The organism is Ectopseudomonas khazarica (assembly GCF_017915135.1).
GTDB lineage: Bacteria > Pseudomonadota > Gammaproteobacteria > Pseudomonadales > Pseudomonadaceae > Aquipseudomonas > Aquipseudomonas khazarica.
In genome coordinates this window covers 5061894-5083225 of sequence record NZ_CP068551.1, presented here as the reverse complement: position 1 = coordinate 5083225, position 21332 = coordinate 5061894, and the positions used below count along the sequence as shown (strand labels likewise).

General features: G+C 67.1%; 24 protein-coding genes. 10 read left to right on the top strand and 14 right to left on the bottom strand.

From position 1 onward, the window contains the following. Positions 1-61: 61 nt before the first annotated feature. Positions 62-586, top strand: a complete 525-nt coding sequence (locus JLK41_RS23905) for an Mpo1 family 2-hydroxy fatty acid dioxygenase (RefSeq protein ID WP_037051246.1) — start codon at positions 62-64, stop codon at positions 584-586. Between the two features lie 64 nt (positions 587-650). Here the strand turns inward: JLK41_RS23905 and JLK41_RS23900 are convergent, their stop codons facing one another. Both JLK41_RS23900 and JLK41_RS23895 read right to left on the bottom strand, forming a co-directional pair. After that, entirely contained in the window at positions 651-1397 is a 747-nt protein-coding gene (locus JLK41_RS23900; RefSeq protein WP_047587131.1) for a hypothetical protein, read from the bottom strand. Between the two features lie 113 nt (positions 1398-1510). Continuing rightward, the gene (locus tag JLK41_RS23895; RefSeq protein ID WP_210389992.1) at positions 1511-2305 is read right to left on the bottom strand and encodes an MmyB family transcriptional regulator; all 795 of its coding nucleotides are present in this window, start codon (positions 2303-2305) and stop codon (positions 1511-1513) included. A gap of 123 nt (positions 2306-2428) precedes the next feature. Between JLK41_RS23895 and JLK41_RS23890 the strand changes: the two genes are divergently transcribed. Beyond that, positions 2429-2830, top strand: coding sequence for a hypothetical protein (locus JLK41_RS23890; RefSeq protein WP_037051248.1), 402 nt, complete (start codon positions 2429-2431; stop codon positions 2828-2830). Between the two features lie 9 nt (positions 2831-2839). Here the strand turns inward: JLK41_RS23890 and JLK41_RS23885 are convergent, their stop codons facing one another. Both JLK41_RS23885 and JLK41_RS23880 read right to left on the bottom strand, forming a co-directional pair. Next, complete coding sequence (locus tag JLK41_RS23885; RefSeq protein ID WP_210389991.1) at positions 2840-3577, bottom strand: sulfite exporter TauE/SafE family protein; 738 nt, start codon at positions 3575-3577, stop codon at positions 2840-2842. Then, complete coding sequence (locus JLK41_RS23880) at positions 3574-3933, bottom strand: antibiotic biosynthesis monooxygenase family protein (RefSeq protein ID WP_037051250.1); 360 nt, start codon at positions 3931-3933, stop codon at positions 3574-3576. The genes JLK41_RS23885 and JLK41_RS23880 overlap by 4 nt, the downstream gene beginning before the upstream one ends. Before the next feature lie 85 nt (positions 3934-4018). Between JLK41_RS23880 and JLK41_RS23875 the strand changes: the two genes are divergently transcribed. Then, positions 4019-4711 (top strand): ArsR/SmtB family transcription factor, encoded by a 693-nt coding sequence (locus JLK41_RS23875; RefSeq protein WP_179555173.1) that lies wholly within the window; start codon positions 4019-4021, stop codon positions 4709-4711. A gap of 22 nt (positions 4712-4733) precedes the next feature. Here JLK41_RS23875 and JLK41_RS23870 read toward each other — a convergent pair whose 3' ends face one another. The 5 genes from JLK41_RS23870 to oscA all read right to left on the bottom strand — a co-directional run bounded on the left by JLK41_RS23870 (position 4734) and on the right by oscA (position 8799). Next, positions 4734-5726: a sulfate/molybdate ABC transporter ATP-binding protein gene (locus JLK41_RS23870; RefSeq protein ID WP_210389990.1), complete on the bottom strand. Its 993-nt coding sequence runs from the start codon at positions 5724-5726 to the stop codon at positions 4734-4736. 56 nt (positions 5727-5782) lie between these two features. Further along, the gene (gene cysW, locus JLK41_RS23865) at positions 5783-6649 is read right to left on the bottom strand and encodes a sulfate ABC transporter permease subunit CysW (RefSeq protein WP_037051265.1); all 867 of its coding nucleotides are present in this window, start codon (positions 6647-6649) and stop codon (positions 5783-5785) included. 9 nt (positions 6650-6658) lie between these two features. Next, entirely contained in the window at positions 6659-7471 is an 813-nt protein-coding gene (cysT, locus tag JLK41_RS23860) for a sulfate ABC transporter permease subunit CysT (protein WP_210389989.1), read from the bottom strand. A 72-nt stretch (positions 7472-7543) separates the two neighbouring features. Beyond that, positions 7544-8545 (bottom strand): sulfate ABC transporter substrate-binding protein, encoded by a 1002-nt coding sequence (locus tag JLK41_RS23855; protein WP_210389988.1) that lies wholly within the window; start codon positions 8543-8545, stop codon positions 7544-7546. A 74-nt stretch (positions 8546-8619) separates the two neighbouring features. Continuing rightward, complete coding sequence (gene oscA / locus JLK41_RS23850) at positions 8620-8799, bottom strand: sulfur starvation response protein OscA (protein ID WP_037051271.1); 180 nt, start codon at positions 8797-8799, stop codon at positions 8620-8622. A 243-nt stretch (positions 8800-9042) separates the two neighbouring features. Here oscA and JLK41_RS23845 point away from each other — a divergent pair, with 243 nt between their 5' ends. Both JLK41_RS23845 and JLK41_RS23840 read left to right on the top strand, forming a co-directional pair. After that, the gene (locus tag JLK41_RS23845) at positions 9043-9624 is read left to right on the top strand and encodes an RBBP9/YdeN family alpha/beta hydrolase (protein WP_037051273.1); all 582 of its coding nucleotides are present in this window, start codon (positions 9043-9045) and stop codon (positions 9622-9624) included. A gap of 82 nt (positions 9625-9706) precedes the next feature. Continuing rightward, entirely contained in the window at positions 9707-10534 is an 828-nt protein-coding gene (locus JLK41_RS23840) for a sigma-54-dependent transcriptional regulator (RefSeq protein ID WP_210389987.1), read from the top strand. A 71-nt stretch (positions 10535-10605) separates the two neighbouring features. On the opposite strand, the gene JLK41_RS23835 is transcribed toward JLK41_RS23840, so the two are convergent. The 4 genes from JLK41_RS23835 to modA all read right to left on the bottom strand — a co-directional run bounded on the left by JLK41_RS23835 (position 10606) and on the right by modA (position 14900). Continuing rightward, positions 10606-12213, bottom strand: coding sequence for a methyl-accepting chemotaxis protein (locus tag JLK41_RS23835; protein ID WP_210389986.1), 1608 nt, complete (start codon positions 12211-12213; stop codon positions 10606-10608). A 72-nt stretch (positions 12214-12285) separates the two neighbouring features. Continuing rightward, a complete protein-coding gene (gene modC, locus JLK41_RS23830; protein WP_210389985.1) occupies positions 12286-13419 on the bottom strand; it encodes a molybdenum ABC transporter ATP-binding protein in 1134 nt (377 codons plus the stop codon). Continuing rightward, entirely contained in the window at positions 13419-14099 is a 681-nt protein-coding gene (gene modB / locus JLK41_RS23825) for a molybdate ABC transporter permease subunit (protein WP_047587270.1), read from the bottom strand. Before modB ends, modC begins: the two co-directional genes overlap by 1 nt. 48 nt (positions 14100-14147) lie before the next feature. Beyond that, complete coding sequence (gene modA, locus JLK41_RS23820; RefSeq protein ID WP_150607008.1) at positions 14148-14900, bottom strand: molybdate ABC transporter substrate-binding protein; 753 nt, start codon at positions 14898-14900, stop codon at positions 14148-14150. Between the two features lie 283 nt (positions 14901-15183). Here modA and JLK41_RS23815 point away from each other — a divergent pair, with 283 nt between their 5' ends. From JLK41_RS23815 to argE, 4 genes are all read left to right on the top strand, one after another. Beyond that, positions 15184-16542: a flavin-containing monooxygenase gene (locus JLK41_RS23815; protein ID WP_152489916.1), complete on the top strand. Its 1359-nt coding sequence runs from the start codon at positions 15184-15186 to the stop codon at positions 16540-16542. Next, complete coding sequence (locus tag JLK41_RS23810; RefSeq protein ID WP_037051284.1) at positions 16542-16973, top strand: RidA family protein; 432 nt, start codon at positions 16542-16544, stop codon at positions 16971-16973. The genes JLK41_RS23815 and JLK41_RS23810 overlap by 1 nt, the downstream gene beginning before the upstream one ends. Before the next feature lie 11 nt (positions 16974-16984). After that, positions 16985-17659: a DUF1028 domain-containing protein gene (locus JLK41_RS23805; RefSeq protein ID WP_210389984.1), complete on the top strand. Its 675-nt coding sequence runs from the start codon at positions 16985-16987 to the stop codon at positions 17657-17659. Between the two features lie 287 nt (positions 17660-17946). Next, positions 17947-19095 (top strand): acetylornithine deacetylase, encoded by a 1149-nt coding sequence (gene argE, locus JLK41_RS23800; RefSeq protein WP_152489915.1) that lies wholly within the window; start codon positions 17947-17949, stop codon positions 19093-19095. Positions 19096-19200: 105 nt separating this feature from the next. Here argE and JLK41_RS23795 read toward each other — a convergent pair whose 3' ends face one another. Next, the gene (locus tag JLK41_RS23795; RefSeq protein WP_244976453.1) at positions 19201-20052 is read right to left on the bottom strand and encodes a MurR/RpiR family transcriptional regulator; all 852 of its coding nucleotides are present in this window, start codon (positions 20050-20052) and stop codon (positions 19201-19203) included. 215 nt (positions 20053-20267) lie between these two features. On the opposite strand from JLK41_RS23795, the gene JLK41_RS23790 reads away from it, so the two are divergent. Beyond that, positions 20268-21299, top strand: a complete 1032-nt coding sequence (locus JLK41_RS23790; protein WP_210389983.1) for a polyamine ABC transporter substrate-binding protein — start codon at positions 20268-20270, stop codon at positions 21297-21299. Positions 21300-21332 lie beyond the last annotated feature (33 nt).

The window sequence follows — 21332 nt, the reverse complement described above, 5'->3', positions numbered from 1 at the left end:
AGCGATGCGCCGGCGCGAGGTGATCATGGCGGGGCCTGTTCCCCTGCTGAGGACGATAACAATGAAAACCCTCGTCGATCACCTGGCCCAGTATGCCGCCTACCACCGCGACCGACGCAACATCGCCAGCCATTTCATCGGCATCCCGATGATCGTGCTGGCGGTCGCCGTGCTGCTCTCGCGCCCGGGTTTCGCGCTGTTCGGCCTGTGGCTGGCGCCCGCCACCCTGGTGGCGCTGGCCGCCGCGCTGTTCTACCTGCGCCTGGATACCCGCTTCGGTCTGGTCATGAGCCTGCTGCTGGCGCTGTGCCTGTGGGCTGCTGCCGGGCTGGCGGTGGCCGGCACGGCGTTGTGGCTGTCGGCGGGGCTCGGCCTGTTCGTGGTCGGCTGGGTCATCCAGTTCGTCGGCCACTATTACGAAGGGCGCAAGCCGGCGTTCGTCGATGACGTCATGGGGCTGATGGTCGGCCCGCTGTTCGTGGTGGCCGAGCTGGCCTTCCTGCTCGGCCTGCGCAAGGAGGTCGAGCACGCGGTGGTGGAAATCGCCGGGCCGACCTGCATTCGCGAGAAGAAGGCCCTGGCCTGAGTCGCCCGGCTGACGGGCGCATGCGCCGACGAGCCGGCTTCTGCGGCTACCCGGCACGGCTGGGCTAGAACATCGCCATCCACTGCGCGGTCAGCGAGCGCGCGTGGCGGTCCACGGTGATCGGTGCGAAGGGGCGGCCGGACACGCTCTCCAGCGTGTTGCTCTGGCTGTTCATGTCGGCCAGCGCGGCGCGCAGATAGCCCCAGCGGGTCTGCAGCTTGTTCACCTGCGGGTCCGCCTTGGCATCCAGAGCGTGCAGTTCCTGGTCGATGGCCGGCAGCAGCAGGCGTTCGTCCTGGCCCAGGTAGGTGTCGGGGTGCTCGCGGGCGATCTCGAAGGTGCCCAGGTAGGAGCGGGCGAGGTACTGCACCCCCAGGTACTCGACCTTCGCCGCCAGTTCGCTCTGCCCTGGCGCCCCCGGCAGCCCCCTGGCCGCCGCGAGAAAATCACGCAAGGCGCGACTGAGGTCCTCCGGGAAGCGCCAGGGCACGTTCTCGTCACCGGGGCCATAGGAAACACCGTTGCGCAGTTGGGTAACGAGGGCGTGGTGGGCGCTGGTGAGCTCGCTGCTGCCCTGCGGCAGGCTCTGCATGGCGCCGGCCAGAGCGGCCAGGTCGGCCTCCAGGCGCTGTCGATGGACCTTCTGGAAGCCCTCGCCACGTAACAGCATCAGGCTGCTGGTCGCGCGGCAGGCGTGAATCTGGATCTGTTCCTGCGGACTGACGGCCTCGGCGAAGGCCATGGGCGAGAGCCCGACGAAGAGGCCCAGCGACCAGAGAAAGGCATGGCGTAGCAGTGCTTTACAGCGCATCCGGGTGCTCCTTGTTATTGTTTTGAGCGGGGCGGCGTCAATGACACAGCGTCAAGACTACTGCGTCATGCCGGAGCGAGCATGACCCGAAAGAGTGATTTCGTCGGAAATCGCTACCGTTCGGGGGCTTTTGCCAGGTTGCGCAGGTACTCGGCACTGAAGGCGTCGGCCGGGAAGAAGGTTTCCAGGGCCAGCTCGGCCAGGGTCACGTCGTTCGGTGTGCCGAACACGGTGGTGGTGCTGATCATGCTCAGCACGCCGGCTTCGGTGCGCAGTTGCACCGGCATCAGGACCGTCTCGGCAGAGGCTTCGCCCTCATCCTCCGGCGCCGGGTAGGTCCGCAGTTCCTCGTGCAGGGCCAGGAGCTGCGGGTCGCCGCTGATCTCGGCATCGCGGTGCAGGCGCAGCAACAGGTGCGCGCGCCACTGCGCCAGGTTGACGATGCGCGGGGCCAGCCCCTCGGGGTGCAGGGACAGGCGCAGCACGTTGAGCGGCGGGCCGAGCAGGGCGTCTGCCACGCCGACGAGAAAGGGGCCGACCGAGGCGTTGGCCGCGAGCAGGTTCCACTGCCGGTCGATGGCCAGGGCGGGATAGGGTTCATGGGCTTTGAGCAACTGGTCGATGGCCTGGCGCGCCGGCTCCAGCGCCGGGTCGGCGAGGTCGTGCTGGCTGTATAGCGGGGCGAATCCCGCGGCGCTGAGCAGGCGGTTGCGCTCGCGCAGGGGAATCTCCAGCTGCTCGGCCAGGTGCAGCAGCATGTCGCGGCTGGGTTGTGCGCGGCCGGTCTCGACGAAGCTCAGGTGGCGGGTGGATATCTCCGCCTCGCAGGCGAGGTCGAGCTGGCTCAGGCGGCGCCGCTGGCGCCATTGGCGCAACAGGGCGCCGGCGGTCTGGGAGTTCGTAGTCATGGCCAGCACGATAGTCCAGCCAGGTCATGTCGGCCATTACCTGATAGGTAATCGACGGCCCGTGCGTTTCGGCGAAGTCTGTAGGCCAGGCACCACCCCGGTGCTCCCTGTGGAGAACTTGCCATGAACGTACTGCAACCCAACCCCATGCTGCGTGATGCGCTGTTGCTCGACGGCCTGCTCAGCGGCGTCACCGGCCTGCTGCTGGTCCTGGCGGCCGGCTGGCTGGGCGCCTTCCTCGAACTGCCGCGCCTGCTGTTGCTGGTCGCCGGCAGCGCCCTGTTGCCATTCGCCGCGCTGCTGGTGTGGTTGTCCAACCGCCAGCAGATCAGCCGCCAGGTCGTCTGGGCGGTCATCGCGGTCAATGCCCTGTGGGTGATCGACAGCCTGCTGGTGCTGCTGATCGGCTGGCTGTCGCCGAACCTGTTCGGCTACGCCTTCGTCATCGCCCAGGCGCTGGCGGTGGCGCTGCTGGCCGAGCTGCAGTGGTTCGGCCTCCGCCACTCGCAGGCGGCCGCCATCTGACGCTTGCGCTCAGAAGCCGCGCAGGGCCAGTTCGCTGCCGAGCAGCAGCAGGCCGACGAAGAACCAGCGTTTGAAGCGCTCGGCGCTGATGCGCTTGCGCAGCCACTGGCCGGCGGCCATGCCCAGCAGGGCGGGCAGCAGGGCCAGGGCCGAAAGGCCCAGCACCGCCGGCTGCAACAGTTCGCCGCTGTGCCCGAGCGCCGCCGCCAGGGCCAGGGTGGAGACGCTGAACGAAAGCCCGAGGGCCTGGATCAGGTCGTCCTTTTCCAGGCCGATGGCCTGCAGGTAGGGCACCGCAGGGATGACGAAGACGCCGGTGACGGCGGTGATCGCCCCGGTGACGGCGCCGATCAGTGGCGCCAGCCAGGACTCGTATCGCGCGGTGACGCGCACCTGCACCCTGGCCAGGCCGAGCACGGCATAGAGCACCAGTGCCGCACCAAGCCAGCGGCTGGCGCCGGGCAGGTCGAGGCTGTGCAGCGCAGCGGCGACCAGCAGCGTGCCGGCGACGATACCCAGCAACATGGGCCACAGACGGCGCAGCATCGGCAGCGGGCTGCGGCCGTCGCACAGCTGCCAGATGTTGCTCACCATCGAGGGGATGATCAGTAGCGCGGCGGCCTGCAAGGGCGCCATCAGCAGGCCGAGCAGGCCCACGGCGATGGTGGGCAGGCCGAGGCCGACCACGCCCTTGACCATGCCGGCGAGCAGGAAGGTGGCGAGGATCAGTGGCAGGTACTCGGTCATCGTGCGGCTCCCCTGTGGTGCATGGCCTGGCTGTCGGCGGGGGCCTGCTCGCGCTCGTGCAGGCCGTAGTCGCGCAGCACCTGGGCCACGCGCAGGCGATAGTCGGCGAAGACGCTTTCGCGCCCCGCCGTCTGCGCCTCGCGGTGCTCCTGGTGCTGGCGCCAGGCTTCGACCGAGGCGGCGTCCCGCCAGAACGACAGCGAGAGGATCTTGCCCGGTTCGCTGAGGCTCTGGAAACGTTCGATGGAGATGAAGCCGGGTTGCCTGGCGAGCAGCGGGCGCAGCCCGGCGGCGAGGTCGAGATAGTCCTGCTGCTGGCCTGGTCGGGCCTGTACTTCGAAGATCACGGCGAGCATCGGGTTTCTCCCTGGCTGGCTCTGGTTGACGTTGCCTGCCAGTATTCACGTGTCATGCACGCCATGTTTCGTCATGAGGTGAATTATGGAATACGCACCGGGTTTCAGTTCGATCGCCGCGCTGCTCGCCGATGCCGGGCGCGCCAGCATGGTCTGGGCGCTGATGGACGGCAGCGCACGCCCTGCCGGCGAGCTGGCGCTGCTGGCCGGGTTGTCGCCATCCTCGACCAGCGCGCACCTGGCCAAGCTGGTCGAAGGCGGCCTGCTGGTGCAGCAGCGCCATGGGCGCAATCGCTATTACCGCCTGGCCGGCCCGGAAGTGGGGCAACTGGTGGAGGCGCTGGCCAGTGCGGCGCTCGCCGCACAGCCGCGCCAGTCGCGTCCTGTGCCGGCGTCGCGGGGTACGCCGCAGGCGATGCGTGAGGCGCGCACCTGCTATGACCACCTGGCCGGTGAGCTGGCGGTGGGGGTCTTCGCGCGCATGTGTGCGGCCGGCTGGCTGGCGCAGCAGGACGGCACGCTGGCCATCACCGCGATGGGTGAGCAGCGCCTGCAGGCATTGGGCATCGACTGGCCCCAGGTGCAACGGCAGCGCCGTCAGCGGCTCTGCGCCTGCCCCGACTGGAGCGAGCGCAAGCCGCATCTGGGTGGGGCGCTGGGCGCTGCATTGCTGGCGCTGTGCGAGGCTGAAGGCTGGCTGCGGCGCAGTCAGGGCTCGCGTGCGCTGCAGGTCTCGCCAGGGGGGCGCAGGGCGATCATGGCGATCGCCCTGGAGTAGGCGCTGGAACCGTTCGCGGCGCTCAGGCCTGGGCGCTGACCGGCTTGCCACCCTTGGGCTTGAAGTACAGCGTGGTGCCGCGCGCGAGGTTGTCCAGGCTGGCGTGGTCCTTGGCCACCTCGGCTTCGATCAGCTCGTCCTGGCCTTCCACCTTGAGCGTGATGCGGGTGATGGCGCCGAGCAGGCGGATGTCGCGCACTTCACCGGCCTGGTGATCGGCGGCCGGTTCGCTGCACAGATCCACTTCGTGCGGGCGGAACAGCACATGGTGATCGCTGCCCACGTACAGGCGGTTGGCATCGCCGAGGAAGTGGTAGACGAAATCGCTGGCCGGGTATTCGTAGACCTCCGCAGGCGAGCCGATCTGTTCGATCACGCCCTTGTTCATCACCACGATGCGGTCGGCCACTTCCATCGCCTCTTCCTGGTCATGGGTGACGAACACGCTGGTCAGGTGCACTTCCTCGTGCAGGCGCGCCAGCCAGCGGCGCAGCTCCTTGCGCACCTTGGCATCGAGGGCGCCGAAGGGTTCGTCGAGCAGCAGCACCTTGGGTTCCACCGCCAGTGCGCGGGCCAGGGCGATACGCTGGCGCTGGCCACCGGAGAGCTGCTCCGGATAGCGGTCGCCGAGCCAGTCGAGCTGCACCAGATTGAGCAGTTCATGCACTTTCTCGGCGATCTTCGCCTCGCTCGGGCGCTCGCTCTTGGGTTTCATGCGCAGGCCGAAGGCGACGTTGTCGAACACCGTCATGTGGCGGAACAGGGCGTAGTGCTGGAACACGAAGCCGACGTTGCGATCACGCACGTCGTGGTCGGACACGTCCTCGCCGTGGAAGCCGATGCTGCCGCTGTCCGGGGTTTCCAGGCCGGCGATGATGCGCAGCAGGGTGGTCTTGCCGCAACCGGACGGGCCGAGCAGGGCCACCAGCTCGCCGCTCTGGATGTTCAGATTGATGTCGTTCAGCGCCGTGAACTGGCCGAACCGTTTGTTGACGCCTTTGACTTCGATACTCATGGCTGATGTTCCTGGTTGTTCCGTGGGCCATGCCGCTCCTGGCGGCGTGACGGCTGTCAGTCTTCTCGGTTGGCCTGTAGCTGGCGGCTCAGGCGCGCCTCGCTCCACTGGCGAAGCAGCAGCACCACCAGGGCCATCACGAGCAGCAGGATCGCGACGCTGAAGGCGGCGACGATGTTGTACTCGTTGTAGAGAATCTCGATGTGCAGCGGCAGGGTGTTGGTGTAACCGCGGATATGCCCGGAGACCACCGATACCGCACCGAATTCGCCCATCGCACGGGCGGTACACAGGACCACGCCGTAGATAAGCGCCCATTTTACGTTAGGCAGCGTGACATGCCAGAACATCTGCCAGCCACTGGCGCCGAGCAGGCGCGCAGCCTCTTCCTCGGTGCTGCCCTGCTGCTCCATCAGCGGGATCAGCTCGCGGGCGACGAAGGGAAAGGTGACGAACAGGGTGGCCAGGACGATGCCCGGCACGGCGTAGACGATCTGCAGGTCGTGCCTGTCCAGGTACGGCGCGAAGAGGCTCTGCGAGCCGAACAGCAGCACGTAGATCAGTCCGGCGACCACCGGCGACACCGAGAACGGCATGTCGATCAGGGTGACCAGCAGGCTCTTGCCGCGAAACTCGAACTTGCTCACCGCCCAGGCGGCCGCGACGCCGAACACCAGGTTCAGCGGCACCGAGATGGCGGTGGCCAGCAGGGTCAGTTGCAGGGCGGCGATGGCGTCCGGCTCGCGGATCGCCTCCCAGAAGAACGCCAGGCCGCGACTCAGGCCCTGGGTCAGCACCATGTACAGCGGCAACAGGAGAATGACGGCGAATACCGTCCAGGCGATGACGATCAGCGCAATGGCGCCGGGCGAGCGACTGGCGGGGCGCGCAGCGGCCTGCCGGCCAAGGGTTGCAAGGCTCATGACGGCTCCTCAGATGGGCGGCTGGATGCGGCGCTGCAGCAGGTTGATCAGCAGCAGGAGGACGAATGACACCAGCAGCATGATCACGCCGATGGCAGTGGCGCCGGGATAGTCGTACTGATCCAGCTTGGCGACGATCAGCAGCGGCAGGATCTCGGTCTGCAGCGGGATGTTGCCGGCGATGAACACCACCGAGCCGTACTCGCCGACGCCACGGGCGAAGGCCAGGGCGAAGCCGGTCAGCCAGGCCGGCAGCAGGCTCGGCAGCAGCACGTGACGGAACACCTGCAGTGGCCTGGCGCCGAGGCAGGCGGCGGCCTCCTCGACCTCCCTGGGGATGTCCGCCAGCACCGGCTGCAGGGTGCGCACCACGAACGGCAGGGTGACGAACACCAGCGCCAGGGTGATGCCCAGCGGGGTATAGGCGATCTTGAACGGGAGCAGCGAGCCGAGCAGGCCGTTGGGTGCGTACAGCGCGGTCAGGGCGATGCCGGCCACGGCGGTGGGCAGGGCGAAGGGCATGTCGACCATGGCGTCGATGATGCGCCGGCCGGGGAAGCTGTAGCGCACCAGCACCCAGGCGATGATGGTGCCGAGAATGCCGTTGAGCAGGGCGGCGGCCAGCGCGGTGCCGAACGACAGCTGCAGCGAGAACTGCAACTGGCGGTTGCCGAGCAGGCGCCACCACTGTTCGGCGCTGAGCTGCAGCGAGAAGAGCAGCATCGCCCCCAGCGGGATCAGCACGATCAACGCCAGGTAGCTGATGCTGTAGCCCAGCGTCAGCCCGAAGCCGGGTATGACCGGGGAAGTTCGACGAGACATGGTCAGTCCTTTTGTGCAGGTCCACGGCACGGCGTGCCACCGGTTATCAGGTGGCACGCCGGGGCGCTCGGATCACTGGTTGATCTTCTGGAAGATGTCGTCGAACACGCCGCCATCGTCGAAGTACTTCGGCTGCGCCTGTTTCCAGCCACCGAAGTCCTTGTCGATGGTGACCAGGTGCAGATCCTTGAACTGCTCCTTGAACTCGGCTGCCACCTTTTCGTTGCGCGGACGGTAGAAGTTCTTCGCCGCGATGCGCTGGCCTTCCTCGCTGTACAGGTGTTGCAAATAGGCTTCGGCGATGGCGCGGGTGCCCTTGCGGTCGACGTTGGCATCGACCACGGCCACCGGTGGTTCGGCGAGGATCGACAGCGACGGGGTGACGATCTCCAGCTGGTCGCCGCCTTCCTCGGCCAGCGACAGGTAGGCTTCGTTCTCCCAGGCCAGCAGCACGTCGCCCAGGCCACGCTGGACGAAGCTGATGGTGGCGCCACGGGCGCCGGTATCCAGCACCGGGGCGTGACGGTACAGCTCGGTGACGAACGCCAGCGCCTGCTCTTCACTGCCGTATTGCTGGCGGGCGTAGGCCCAGGCGGCGAGGAAGTTCCAGCGCGCGCCGCCGGAGGTCTTCGGGTTCGGCGTGATGACTTCGACGCCGTCCTTGACCAGGTCGTCCCAGTCGCTGATCTGCTTCGGGTTGCCCTTGCGCACCAGGAACACGATGGTCGAGGTGTAGGGCGTGCTGTTGTCCGGCAAGCGTGCCTGCCAGTTCGGGTCGATCAGCGTCTGGTTGTGGTTGATCGCGTCGATATCGCCGGACAGCGCCAGGGTCACCACGTCGGCGCGCAGGCCGTCGATCACCGCGCGGGCCTGCTTGCCCGAGCCTCCGTGGGACTGCTGGATAGTCACGGCCGGGTTGCCCTGGGCCTGCCAGAATTCGTTGAAGGCGGCGTTGTACTCGACGTACAGCTCGCGGGTCGGGTCGTAGGACACGTTGAGCAGCGGCGCGGCGGCGGCCGGGCCGGCGATCAGGCTGCTGGCCAGCGTGGCCAGGGCGAAACGGCGAATGGACATGGTGCAGCTCCTCACGGATTGGGTGCGGGTGTTGGCGGTAGCCCTCCGGTGGTCCGGTCGGGCTGCATCATGGGTCAGTTCTTGGTGTTCGGTTGTTGCAGGCGGATCTTTTCCTTGCGCTCGATCTGCACGACCTGGCCGTTGTGCACGGTGATTTCCACCGCGCCGAATTTCAGGCCCTGCAGGGCGGTCTGGATCTCGCGCAGGATGCTGGCGTCATCCTGGCCTTCGAGGTGTCTCAGCGTCGCAGTCATTTCCAGGCTCCTTGTGGATGGGCGCCATGACGGTGGACGGCGACCGCCGTTGGCGTGGAGCGGATAGTAGGGAGGCGCTAATATTCTTAAAAATAATGTTTAAGAACATTTATAGATCGAAAAAGAATATTAGACGGCGATGTTTGCTCCGGTGTTTTTTGCATAAGCAAATGAATTCTTATTCTTTTTGTGCTTGCAAGCTTCTGCCTAGACTGGGGCCATTCGACTCAGGAGGCGCCGACCATGCGCAGCGAAGCAATCCGTTATCTGATCCTGCCAGGCTGGCAGGGCTCGTCCGCCGAGCACTGGCAGAGCCACTGGCAGCGCAGCCTGCCGAACAGTACACGGGTCGAGCAGCAGGACTGGGCCAGCCCGCAGCGCGCCGACTGGGTCGCCGAACTGAATCGGGCGGTGGCCGCCGATCCACGCCCCGCGATCCTCATCGCCCACAGCCTGGGCTGCGTGACCGTCGCCCACTGGGCGCAGCAGGCGCCGCTGGAGCTGCTGCGCCGGGTACGCGGTGCGCTGCTGGTGGCGCCGGCGGACGTGGAGCGCCCAGGCTGCCCTGAGCCGCTGCAGAACTTCGCGCCGCTGCCGCGTGACCTGCTGCCGTTTCCCAGTCAGCTGATCGGCTCCGACAACGATCCTGCCGCCAGCGCCGCACGCGCCGTCGAGATGGCGCGTCACTGGGGCAGCGACGCAGTGGTGCTCAGCGGGGTGGGGCATATCAACGTGAAATCCGGGCATCATCACTGGGAGCAGGGCTTCGCTCATCTCTATCGCCTGCAGAACCGCATCGAGCAGCAGCAACGCCGGCGCGCCTGAGTTTTCGGGGTGGGGCCGGGCCAGGCAGCCGCCCGCTTCCTTTTTCTTCTCGGGTGAGCCGCCCCGTACTGGAGTCCTGGCCATGCCGCCTACATTGAATGCGCCGCCGCTGACCTTCGCCGATGCGCCGCAGAACCCCCTGAGCATCCGGGCCAAGGCGCTGGTGTTCGTCGACCCGCGTTCGCGTCAGCTGCGCGAGCGGGCCGACGCCCTGGCGCCGGGGCATCAGCCGCTGCTGATCCGGGGCGAGACCGGCACCGGCAAGGAGCTGCTGGCCCGCTACATCCACCGGCACAGCGAACGCGGCGGCCTGTTCGTGGCCCTGAGCGCCGCGACGATCAGCCCGCGGTGGGGTGAGGCCGAACTGTTCGGCCACGTCGGCGGTGCCCATGCCGGTGGTGCCGGCAGCCGGGCCGGCTGGTTCGGTTCGGCCCATGGCGGCACCCTCTATCTGGACGAGATCGCCGACCTGCCGCGCGCGTTGCAGCGCAAGCTGCTGGCGGCGCTGGAGACCCGCGAGGTGTACCGCGTCGGTGCCAGCCAGGCGACACCGGTGGATGTGCGCCTGCTGGCCGCGAGCAGCATCGACCTGGCCCGTGCAGTGGCTGCAGGAACCTTCGACGAAGGCCTGTATGCGTATCTGTGCGACGGCCAGCTGCATTTTCCCGCGCTACGCGAGCGGGTCGGCGACATCCTGCCGCTGGCCGAATACTTCCTCGGCATCCATGCCCTGCGCCTGGGTCTGGCGATTCCCGCACTCGGCGAGCAGGCCCAGGCCGTGCTGGAGGCGCATCGCTGGCCGGGCAATACCCGCGAGCTGGAGAACGTCATTCACTTCGCGCTGCTGCTGGCCGGCGCCAGCGAGATCGCCCCCGAACACCTGCAGTTGGTCATGGGCCAGACCGGCTGAACGGGCGCGGCACGCTGCCGTGAGCCCGTCCGGGGGATTCGTCACCGCGCCGGCAGCGGGTTGCGCCGGTGTCAGGTGTGAAACTGCATCACGGCCGTGCGCATGTCCTGAGCCACCTGCTCCAGTTGCTGCGCCGAGCGTGCCAGCTCGTTGACCGCCAAGGTGTTGTGACGGGCCATTTCGGCGATCTCCTCGACCCTCCTGGCAACTTCGTTGCTGGCGCTGCTCTGTTCGCCGATGGTGTGGGATATCTCGCCGACTACCTGGGCTGCGCGCTGCGTGCCGTCGCGGATTTCACTGATCGAGGTGCCCGCCTGGTGCGCCAGGGCGACGCCGTCGTTCACCCGGTTCACGCCGGTCTGCATGCTGTCGACGGCCAGGCTGGTGTTGCTGCGGATGCGCTCGATCATCGCCGTGATTTCCTGCGTCGACTGCGCGGTGCGGGCGGCCAGGCTGCGCACTTCATCGGCGACCACGGCGAAGCCGCGGCCCGCCTCGCCGGCGCGTGCCGCCTCGATCGCCGCGTTGAGCGCGAGTAGGTTGGTCTGCTCGGCGATGCTCTTGATCACCTGGATGATCGAATGGATTTCCTCGGAAGAGCGGCCCAGCTCGGTGATGGTCTGGGACGAGGAGGTCACGGCCTCGGCGATGCGATTCATGCCGTCGACCACGCCGAGAATCACCTGGCCGCCCGTGTCGGCCAGGTTCCCGGACTGCGCCGAGAGGCCCTGGGCATCGTTGGCATGGCCTGCGACCTGGGTGATGTTGTGGATCATCTGCTCCATGGCGGTGGCCATGCTGGTGGCGTTGTCGGCCTGCTGGTTGGAGTCCTGGAGGATGCCCTGCGCGGTGTCGGCGAGGTTGCGGGCGGTCTGCTGCAGCTGCTCGCTGTACTGGCTGATCCCTTTGATCATCTGGCTGAGGTTGCCTTGCATTTCGGCCAGTGCCTGCAAGAGCTGACCTGCCTCGTCCTGGTTGCTGATCTCGATGCGCTGGCGCAAGTCGCCGCTGGCGATGGCATGGGCGGCGTTGACGGCCTGTTGCAACGGCTTCAGCACGCTGCGCATCAGGTTCCAGGTGATCAAGCCGAGCAGCAGGGTCACCAGCAACAGCCCGCAGATCAGCAGTGCCGAGGCCCGCTCCACGGCCGTCTGGCCACTCTGGTGGGCGGCAGCGACCTGTTTTTCTATCAGGTTGCTGAGGGCTTCGTTCTTGTCTTCCAGTTCGCTGAAGCGCTGCATGAAGCTGGGCATTCTCTCGCGTGCGGCCTGGGTGTCGTGCAGGGCCAGCGCGGTGATCTGTTCGGCTTCGCTGATGTAGGCGTTGAGCGCCGGCTGCGATTGGCTGATGGCCTGCTGGATATCGTTCGGCAGAGGCAGCTTGGCGTTGGCGGCAAGGGTGTTCTTGAACCAGTCGGCGTGTTCGCCCAGGTCCTGGCGCACTTGCTCGGCGGCGGCGCTGTCGCCGGCTTCGACGTTGAAGGCGGCGAGCACGTCGGCGCGCAGGGCGTCGTGCATCATGTCGCCTTCCAGGTGGTTGCGCAGCGCGCTCACACTCAGCTCGTTCTGCGACAGGGCCGCACTGAGTTGTGTCTGCCCCCAGAAGCCCAGCGCACCCAGGCCGGCGGCAATGGCCACGCTGAGACCGCCACTGGCCAGCATTTTCTGCCGGATGTTCATGTGCGAGTCCTTTCTGACGGAGGCTGTTTAAGCCTAGTCGAAGCGGATGCAAGTGCGAGCCGGCCGATGGCCTCAGGGCGCGAGCAGCGACACCGACTTGATCTGCGCCCAGATCGCCTGGCCGGCATGGATGCCCAGCTGATCGAAGGAGTAGCGGGTGATCCGCGCCAGCAGGTGTTGTTCGCCCAGGCGCAGGGTCAGCAGCACCTGCGCATCCAGCACCTGCCAGCTGTCCACCGTGACCGGCAGCAGGTTGAGCAGGCTGCTGCCCTCGGCGCGTTGCAGGCTGAGGCTGACATCGCGCGCCTTGATCTTCACCCGTACGCGTTGCTGGGCCTGCAGCGCCGCGTGCGGCAGGCGCAGGCGGGCCTCGCTGCCGGGCAGGCAGAGTTCGACCAGGCCGTAGCGTGCGTCGTAGGCGCTGGCCTGCCCGTCGATCACCGCCTCGGCGTCGTCGTCGCTGGCGAAGGGCAGGTCGGTGCGCAGCAGCAACTCCTTGAGCGGGCCGCTGGCGCGTACCTGGCCGTCCTCGAGCAGCACCAGATGGTCGGCCAGGCGCGCCACTTCATCCGGGGCGTGGCTGACGTAGATCACCGGGATATCCAGTTCTTCGTGCAGGCGTTCGAGGTAGGGCAGCACCTCCTGCTTGCGCTTGAGATCGAGCGACGCCAGGGGTTCGTCCATCAGCAGCAGGCGCGGGCTGGTGACCAGGGCGCGGGCGATGCCGACGCGCTGCCGCTCGCCGCCGGACAGGGCCGACGGCAGGCGTTCGAGCAGATGACCGATGCCGAGCAGCTCCAGCGCCTGGTCCAGGGCGACCTTGCGTTCGCGGGCGGCGATGCGCCGCTGGCCGAACTCCAGGTTGCCGCGCACGCTGAGGTGGGGGAACAGGTTGGCATCCTGGAACACGTAGCCGATGGCGCGCCGGTGGGCCGGCAGGAAGTCACCGCTGGCACTGTCCTGCCAGCGTTCGCCGGCCACCTGCAGGTAGCCTTCACGGGGGCGGTCGAGCCCGGCGAAGCAGCGCAGGCAGCTGGTCTTGCCCGAACCGGAATGACCGAACAGGGCGCTGACGCCACGGCTGGGCAGGTCGAGGTCGACGTCCAGGCGAAAGCCGGGGTGTTGCAGCAGAAAGCGCGCGCGAATGCGCCCGTCGTCGATGATCGGCGTCCCGGCGCCGCGTTTGCCGAACAGCGAGGCCAGCATCACAGCGCCCTCGTCTTGCCGCTGCGCCCGCTGTACAGCGCCAGCAGCACGATGAAGGAGAAGGCCACCATGCCGCCGGCCAGCCAGTGCGCCTGGGCGTAGTTCATGGTTTCCACGTGGTTGTAGATCTGCACCGAGACCACCTGGGTCTTGCCGGGAATGTTGCCGCCGATCATCAGCACCACGCCGAACTCACCGACGGTATGGGCGAAGGCGAGTATCGCGGCGGTGACGAAACCTGGGCGCGCCAGGGGCAGCACCACGCTGAAGAAGGCATCCCAGGGATTGGCGCGCAGCGTCGCGGCCGCCTCCAGCGGTGCGCGGCCGATGGCTTCGAAGGCGTTCTGCAACGGCTGCACGACGAAGGGCAGCGAATAGAACACCGAGCCGATCACCAGGCCGGTGAAGCTGAAGGTGAGGGTGCCCAGGCCGAGGCTCTGCGTCAGTTGCCCGAAGAAACCGTTGGGCCCCATGCTCACCAGCAGGTAGAAGCCGATCACCGTCGGTGGCAGCACCAGCGGCAAGGCCACCAGCGCACCGACCGGGCGTTTCAGCCAGGACTCGGTGCGCGTCAGCCACAGGGCGATGGGCGTGCCGATGATCAGCAGCAGCAGCGTGGTCAGCGAAGCCAGCTCCAGGGTCAGCAGGATGGCGTCGAGGTCGTTGGTTGACAGCGGCATGCTCATTCCGAAAGACGAACCTGGCCGGATGCGCTCCGGCCACGGGCATTACAGGGTGTAGCCGAAGGATTCGATGATCCTGGCCGCCTCCGGGCCTTTCAGGTAGTCGACCAGGGCACTGGCGGCAGGGTTGTTCGCGCCCGGCTTGAGGATCACCGCATCCTGCTTGATCGGCTCGTACATGTCACCCGGCACGATCCACGCCGAGCCGCTGCTGATCTTGCCGTCCTTGTACACCTGAGACAGGGCGACGAAGCCCAGCTCGGCGTTGCCGCTGGAGACGAACTGGTGCGCCTGGGTGATGTTCTGGCCTTCGACCAGCTTGCCCCTGAGCGCCTCGCTCAGCCCCAGCTTGTCCAGCACCTGGGTGGCGGCCAGGCCGTAGGGAGCGGCCTTCGGGTTGGCGATGGACAGGTGCTTGAACTGCCCGGCCTTGAGCGCCGCGGCGCTGCCGTCCAGGTAGTCGGCAGCGGCCGACCACAGCACCAGGCCACCGATGGCGTAGGTGAAACGCGAGCCCTCGACCGTCAGGCCCTCGCTCTCCAGCTTGCTCGGGGTGCTGTCGTCGGCGGCGAGGAACACCTCGAACGGTGCGCCATTGCGAATCTGTGCGTAGAACTGGCCCGTGGCGCCGAAGGCCGCGACCAGCTTGTGCCCGGTGGCTTTCTCGAATTCGGGGGCGATGGCCTGCATCGGCGCGGTGAAGTTGGCGGCCACGGCCACCTTCACCTCATCGGCCAGCGTGCTGCCGGCGAAGACCAGGCCAAGAACGAGCAGGCTGTGCTTGAGGGGCTTGAGCATGAGGATTCCTTGTCGTGTACGGGCGTTGATGGGGCGCCGAGGGCAGGCCGGGTGCGGCCATCCTACATCGTTATATCTATTTGTATATAGCGCATGCGTGCGCCGTTCCCGTGCACGTTCTTCGTGCATGACGACGGGGCTTGCACCCAATGGGGATGCAGGCAGTTTTTACCTTGCCAGCGACTACAAAAAACATAATTTCGCGAATGCCCCGCTCTGAACAGAATGCCCGCAACGAGCCGCCACGGCGCAACAGTCACGAGCAGAATCAGGGCAGGTACCCATGACCGAGCTGAAGCAGACCCCCTTTTCCACCTCCGCAGGCCGGGCTTGCCTGCCGCAGGAGATCGACACCCTGGTGGTCGGCGCCGGCCAGGCCGGGGTGGCCATGAGCGAGCACCTGGGCCGCCTCGGCGTGCCGCACCTGGTGCTGGAGAAGAACCGCATCGCCGAAGCCTGGCGCACGGTGCGCTGGGATTCGCTGGTGACCAACGGGCCGGTTTGGCATGACCGCTTCCCGGGCATGGAATTTCCCGGTCTCGACCCGGACGCCTTCGCCCACAAGGATCAGGTTGCCGATTACTTCGAGGCCTACGCCAGGATGATCGACGCGCCGATCCGTACCGGCGTCGAGGTGAAGCAGGTGCGGCGCAACGCCGAGCGTCCCGGCTTCACCGTGGAAACCTCGGAGGGCGTGATCCGCGCCAACCGTGTCGTGGCCGCGACCGGCCCGTTCCAGCGTCCGGTCATTCCGGCCATCGCGCCGCAGAGCGAGGCGCTGCTGCAGATTCACTCGGCGCACTACCGCAACCCGCAGCAACTGCCCGAAGGCGGCGTGCTGGTGATCGGCGCCGGCTCTTCCGGGGTGCAGATCGCCGATGAGCTGAACCGCGCCGGGCGTCAGGTCTACCTCTCCGTGGGCGCGCACGATCGTCCGCCGCGCAGCTACCGTGGTCGCGACTTCGTCTGGTGGCTGGGCGTGCTCGGCCTGTGGGACCTGGAAAGCGTGCAGCCGGGCAAGGAGCACGTAACCATCGCCGTCAGCGGCGCCCATGGCGGCCGTACCATCGACTTCCGCGAGCTGGCCGGGCAGGGCATCACCCTGGTCGGGCTGACCCGCGCCTTCGAGCAGGGCGTGGCGCAGTTCGCCGACGACCTGGCGGAGAACCTGGCCCGTGGCGACGAGAACTACCTGTCGCTGCTCGATGCCGCCGACGCCTATATCGCCCGCAACGGACTCGATCTGCCGGAAGAGCCCGAGGCACGCCGGCGCTTCCCCGAGCCGGCCTGCGTCAGCCAGCCGTTGCGGCAGCTCGATCTGGCCGCGGCCGGTATCGGCACGATCATCTGGGCCACCGGCTTCGCCGTGGACTTCAGCTGGCTGCAGGTCAATGCCTTCGACGGCAGCGGCAAGCCGCAGCACCAGCGTGGCGTCTCCAGCGAACCGGGCGTGTACTTCGTCGGCCTGCCGTGGCTGTCGCGGCGGGGCTCCACCTTCATCTGGGGCGTGTGGCACGACGCCAAGCACGTCGCCGATCACATCGCCACCCAGCGCAAGTACAGCGCCTACCGCGATGCCGCGCAGCGTGCGGCCGACACCGCCGGCAGCCCGGCACCCGCCAGCCTGACAGGAGTTCGCTGATGCCCACGCATACCCGCATCCGCATGTTCAACACCAAGGACACCTACCCCAACCAGTCCCTGGACAATGACCTGTGCCAGGCCGTGCGCGCCGGCAACACCGTGTACGTGCGCGGTCAGGTCGGCACCGACTTCGAGGGCAACCTGGTCGGCCTGGGCGACCCGGCGGCGCAGGCCGAGCAGGCGATGAAGAACGTCAGGCAACTGCTTGCAGAGGCCGGCAGCGACCTCTCGCACATCGTCAAGACCACCACCTACATCATCGATCCGCGCTACCGCGAGCCGGTCTATCGCGAAGTCGGCAAGTGGCTCAAGGGCGTGTTCCCGATCTCCACCGGGCTGGTGGTCTCGGCCCTCGGCCAGCCGCAGTGGCTGATGGAGATCGACGTGATCGCGGTGATCCCGGACGACTGGCCCAGCACGCAGGCCTGAGGAGTGCGCACATGACTTTTTCCATCGTCGGGCGCTGCCCGGAGACCGGCCACCTCGGCATTGCCATCAGCTCCTCCAGCATTGCCGTCGGCGCGCGTTGCCCCTGGCTGCGTGCCGGGGTCGGCGCGGTGTCGACGCAGAACATCACTCTGCCGGCGCTCGGTCCGCAGATCCTCGACCTGCTGGAAAGCGGGCTCGATCCCCAGGCGGCGCTGGACAAGGCGCTGGGCAGCAACGGCTATGGCCAGTATCGCCAGGTGACGGTGATCGACAGCCATGGTGCCAGCGCGCACTTCTCCGGTCGCGAAGCCCTCGGCATCCACCATGCGCGGGCGGGCGAGCAGTGCGTGGCGGCCGGCAACCTGCTGGCGAGCACGGCGGTGATCGAGGCCATGGTCGAGGCCTTCGAACAGGCTGACGGCGGGCTGCCGGATCGCCTGCTGGCGGCGATGCATGCGGCCATGGCGGCCGGCGGCGAAGCCGGCCCGGTGCACTCGGCGGCATTGTCGGTGGTCGGCGACCTGGTCTGGCCGGTGGTCGACCTGCGCGTGGACTGGGCCGAGGTAGATCCCATCGCGGAGCTGGACCGGCTCTGGCGTGCCTACGCGCCGCAGTTGCACGACTACATCACCCGCGCGCTCCACCCGACCGCCGCGCCCAGCTACGGCGTGCCGGGCGACGAGTAGGGTGGACGCCGCGTTGCTCGTTCACCGCGCGCCAGGGGGCTGGATACGGCTGCACACCTGCGTCACCGATCCCGGGCAGGGCTTTGGCCGCGACCAGGCATGCCCTGCGTCGCCGCTGAAGCGCCTCCCACAACCACACACCACGCCCTCAGCCCGCATGCGAGCGAGGAGGGCGCAGGACGCCTTGCTCGTTCACGGCGTGGCCCCGTGCGGGTGGCGGGATGCAGCGCCATCCACCCTGCGCATGCGCCGCCTTGTCCATCCACCCACGTACCGGTAACTGCCCCATGCCTGCCAGCCGCGACCTGCTCGCCGACCTGATCGCCTTCGACACCACCAGCCGCGAATCCAACCTCGCGCTGATCGACTACGTGCGTGATTACCTGGCGGGCTACGGAGTCTCCAGCGAGTTGCTGTTCAACGCCGAACGCAGCAAAGCCAACCTCTATGCGCGCATCGGTCCGAGTGGCGCGGGGGGCGTGATGCTGTCCGGCCACAGTGACGTGGTGCCGATAGACGGGCAGCACTGGACGGTGCCGGCCTTCGCCATGAGCGAGCGCGACGGACGCCTGTACGGGCGAGGTACGGCGGACATGAAAGGCTTCATCGCCTGCGTGCTGGCGGCCGTGCCGGGCTTTCTGCGCCAGCCGCTGCGGCTGCCGCTGCATATCGCCATTTCCTATGACGAGGAGGTCGGTTGCCTCGGCGTGCGCAGCCTGGTCGAGCGTCTGCGCGGCAGCCACGAGCGTCCGGCCATCTGCCTGATCGGCGAGCCCACCGAGATGCGCCCGGTGCTTGGGCACAAGGGCAAGCTGGCGATGCGCTGCGAGGTGCACGGCGCCGCCTGCCACTCGGCCTACGCGCCGCAAGGGGTGAACGCCATCGAGTACGCGGCCAGGCTGATCGGCCAGCTGGGCGAGATCGGCACGCGCCTGGCGGCGCCCGAGCACCATGACCCGCGCTTCGACCCGCCTTACTCCACGCTGCAGACCGGTGTGATTCAGGGCGGCCGGGCCTTGAACATCGTGCCCGCCGAGTGTCGTTTCGACTTCGAGATGCGCGCCTTGCCGGCCGATGATCCGCAGCAGGTCGCCAGTGAGCTGCGTGCCTACGCCGAGCGTGAACTGCTGCCGCGCATGCGTGCGGTGAGCGCGGACAGCGACATCCGCTTCAGCGAGCTGTCGAGTTATCCCGGCCTGCTGACCGATGCGGCCAGCGACGCCGCGCGTCTGCTGGCGCTGATCGCCGAACGTGAGGACTTCACCACCGTCGCCTTCGGCACCGAGGGCGGCCTGTTCGACGAGGCCGGCGTGGCCACCGTGGTCTGCGGCCCCGGCAGCATGGAGCAGGGGCACAAGCCGGACGAATTCGTCAGCCTCGAGCAGCTGGCCCGTTGCGACGCGATGCTGGCGCGGCTGGCGAGCTGGATGCAGTAGTCGGCTTCGCCACCGGGAAAGCCTGCTCCGTCGACAGGATTCTCGGCGGCTGTGCCGTCCGCCTGAGCGAGCTGGCCAGCCAGGCTCTGGCTGGCGCAACCTTGCCTAGCTGCGATACAGCTTGAGGCTCTCGACTCGCGCCCGGTAGGCGCCGAGACGCTCCTTGAGCTGATCCTTGTGCTGGGTGGCGACGCAGTGCAGCAACACGTTCAGCGCGCTGGTCAGGCCGCCGGTGGATTCGAGAATCAACCCGGTCTTGGTTTTCATGGTGACGATGTAGGGCGTTTCGATGTGGCGGGCGATGCCATATTCGTCGGTGAACACCACCAGGTCGGTGCCCTGGCGCAGGCAGTTGTTGGCGAAGGCGATACCCGCGTCGGCATAGGGCGCGATGTCCACCAGGATCACGCAGCAACGCTGGTTGTGGCTGTCCAGCCACTGCCCCAGCACGCCGCTGTAGAGGTCGAGAAACTCCACCCCGGAACGCACCAGGGCCAGGCGGTTGGCGAAGTCCTCGGCCAGCCCGCGAATGGTCTGGAAGCCGCAGACGAATACGCGCTCGGCCTCGCTGACACACGCCACGATATCGCGCCAGTGCTGGCTGCCGAGTTGCTCGGCGAAGGCTCGCAGCGCTTCGATTTCCTCGTTCAGGTGGGTGACCAGATCTTCCGGTTGCTCGACCCGTTCGATCAGCGTCGGGTTGAGCAATGACTGCACGCGGACTTCGTCGCGGAGTTCGTCCTTCAGGCTCTTCAGGCCCTTGTAGCCGAGCCGGCGCAGGAAGCGGCTGACGGTGTTGGGGCTGACGCCGCTCTTGCTCGCGAGGCTGGCGCCGTTCTCGAACGCCAGCGTCTCCAGGTTGGCCTGGATATAGGCCCAGAGGGTGCGCTCGGCCGGCGTCAGCTTGCCTTCCAGGTGTTGCATCTTGCCATCGAGCATGTCCGTTTCCTTTGCCATGCCAAATTCTTCTGACATTTAAATGTCATAGTGTTGATCTTTGGAAGAAATATATTCTACCCTGCATCCGTAACGCAAAAGAGCTGTCGATTGACCGCCGTTCGGGTGAGGAAGCCAGCAGAAGTCTTTCCGCCTCGTTGTCGACGCTCGCGAATTCCTGCCGCAACAAGCAAATGTCGCGCCCTGACGCGACCAGAACAGTGGAGAACAGGAACATGCTCAAGCTGCGTCATCTCACCCTGTGTGTCGCCCTCGGCGGCACGAGCGCTACCGCCCTGGCTGCCGAGGAACTGCACCTCTACAACTGGGGCGACTACATCAACCCCGAGGTACTGACGCGGTTTTCCGCCGCAACCGGCATCAAGGTGTCACTCGATACCTATGGCAGCAACGAAGAGATGCTGGCCAAGTTGCAGGCCGGTGCCAAGGGCTATGACATCGTCTTTCCCTCGGTACACATGCACGACACCATGGCCGTGCTCGATCTGCTGGAAAAGACCGACATCAATCAGGACCCGGCCTTCGCCAATATCGACCCTGCCTTTCTGCGTGCCAAGTCCGATCCCAAGGGTGAGTACTGCATGCCTTACGCCTGGGGCACGGTGGGCATCTTCTACAACAAGAACAAGGTGTCCAAGCCGATCGAGAGCTGGGACGACTTCTTTGCCGAGGCTCAGGCCGGCAAGAAGGTGATCCTGCTCGACGACATGCGCGAGACCCTCGGCGTCGGCCTGATCAAGGACGGCAAGTCGGTCAACACCACCAACGCCGCCGAACTCAAGCAGGCCGCGGACTGGCTGATCGAGCGCAAGCCGCTGGTCTCCGCCTTCACCTACGACAGCGTACCGATGGTGCAGTCCGGCGACGCCGCTGCCGCGCACTACTTCGTCGGCGCCATGATGTACGTGAAGCAGGACCCGCAGAACCTCGCCTACGTGATCCCCAAGGAAGGCGCGACCATGTACCAGGAAGACGTCTGCGTGCTCAAGAGTGCGCCGAACAAGGCGGCTGCCAAGCGCTTCATGAGCTTCCTGCTGCAACCGCAAATCGCCGCGCTGAACACCGCGCAGCAGATGAACGGCACGCCGAACCGGGAAGCGCTCAAGCTGCTGCCGGCCGAGCTGCGTGACAACCCGCAGGTCAACCCGCCGGCCGAGGTGATGGCCAAGCTGCAGATCTTCGGCGACCTGGGCAAGGGCCTGAAACAGTACGACCGGGTCTGGACACGCGTGCGTACCGCCAACTGAGCCGGCCCGTGCCGCCAGCTCGCGGCTGCAGCC

Bases quoted from the DNA above. Each gene is read 5' to 3' on its own strand.
- JLK41_RS23905 (WP_037051246.1), top strand. From the start codon at position 62: ATGAAAACCCTCGTCGATCACCTGGCCCAGTATGCCGCCTACCACCGC.
- JLK41_RS23900 (WP_047587131.1), bottom strand. From the start codon at position 1,397: ATGCGCTGTAAAGCACTGCTACGCCATGCCTTTCTCTGGTCGCTGGGC.
- JLK41_RS23895 (WP_210389992.1), bottom strand. From the start codon at position 2,305: ATGACTACGAACTCCCAGACCGCCGGCGCCCTGTTGCGCCAATGGCGC.
- JLK41_RS23890 (WP_037051248.1), top strand. From the start codon at position 2,429: ATGAACGTACTGCAACCCAACCCCATGCTGCGTGATGCGCTGTTGCTC.
- JLK41_RS23885 (WP_210389991.1), bottom strand. From the start codon at position 3,577: ATGACCGAGTACCTGCCACTGATCCTCGCCACCTTCCTGCTCGCCGGC.
- JLK41_RS23880 (WP_037051250.1), bottom strand. From the start codon at position 3,933: ATGCTCGCCGTGATCTTCGAAGTACAGGCCCGACCAGGCCAGCAGCAG.
- JLK41_RS23875 (WP_179555173.1), top strand. From the start codon at position 4,019: ATGGAATACGCACCGGGTTTCAGTTCGATCGCCGCGCTGCTCGCCGAT.
- JLK41_RS23870 (WP_210389990.1), bottom strand. From the start codon at position 5,726: ATGAGTATCGAAGTCAAAGGCGTCAACAAACGGTTCGGCCAGTTCACG.
- cysW (WP_037051265.1), bottom strand. From the start codon at position 6,649: ATGAGCCTTGCAACCCTTGGCCGGCAGGCCGCTGCGCGCCCCGCCAGT.
- cysT (WP_210389989.1), bottom strand. From the start codon at position 7,471: ATGTCTCGTCGAACTTCCCCGGTCATACCCGGCTTCGGGCTGACGCTG.
- JLK41_RS23855 (WP_210389988.1), bottom strand. From the start codon at position 8,545: ATGTCCATTCGCCGTTTCGCCCTGGCCACGCTGGCCAGCAGCCTGATC.
- oscA (WP_037051271.1), bottom strand. From the start codon at position 8,799: ATGACTGCGACGCTGAGACACCTCGAAGGCCAGGATGACGCCAGCATC.
- JLK41_RS23845 (WP_037051273.1), top strand. From the start codon at position 9,043: ATGCGCAGCGAAGCAATCCGTTATCTGATCCTGCCAGGCTGGCAGGGC.
- JLK41_RS23840 (WP_210389987.1), top strand. From the start codon at position 9,707: ATGCCGCCTACATTGAATGCGCCGCCGCTGACCTTCGCCGATGCGCCG.
- JLK41_RS23835 (WP_210389986.1), bottom strand. From the start codon at position 12,213: ATGAACATCCGGCAGAAAATGCTGGCCAGTGGCGGTCTCAGCGTGGCC.
- modC (WP_210389985.1), bottom strand. From the start codon at position 13,419: ATGCTGGCCTCGCTGTTCGGCAAACGCGGCGCCGGGACGCCGATCATC.
- modB (WP_047587270.1), bottom strand. From the start codon at position 14,099: ATGCCGCTGTCAACCAACGACCTCGACGCCATCCTGCTGACCCTGGAG.
- modA (WP_150607008.1), bottom strand. From the start codon at position 14,900: ATGCTCAAGCCCCTCAAGCACAGCCTGCTCGTTCTTGGCCTGGTCTTC.
- JLK41_RS23815 (WP_152489916.1), top strand. From the start codon at position 15,184: ATGACCGAGCTGAAGCAGACCCCCTTTTCCACCTCCGCAGGCCGGGCT.
- JLK41_RS23810 (WP_037051284.1), top strand. From the start codon at position 16,542: ATGCCCACGCATACCCGCATCCGCATGTTCAACACCAAGGACACCTAC.
- JLK41_RS23805 (WP_210389984.1), top strand. From the start codon at position 16,985: ATGACTTTTTCCATCGTCGGGCGCTGCCCGGAGACCGGCCACCTCGGC.
- argE (WP_152489915.1), top strand. From the start codon at position 17,947: ATGCCTGCCAGCCGCGACCTGCTCGCCGACCTGATCGCCTTCGACACC.
- JLK41_RS23795 (WP_244976453.1), bottom strand. From the start codon at position 20,052: ATGGCAAAGGAAACGGACATGCTCGATGGCAAGATGCAACACCTGGAA.
- JLK41_RS23790 (WP_210389983.1), top strand. From the start codon at position 20,268: ATGCTCAAGCTGCGTCATCTCACCCTGTGTGTCGCCCTCGGCGGCACG.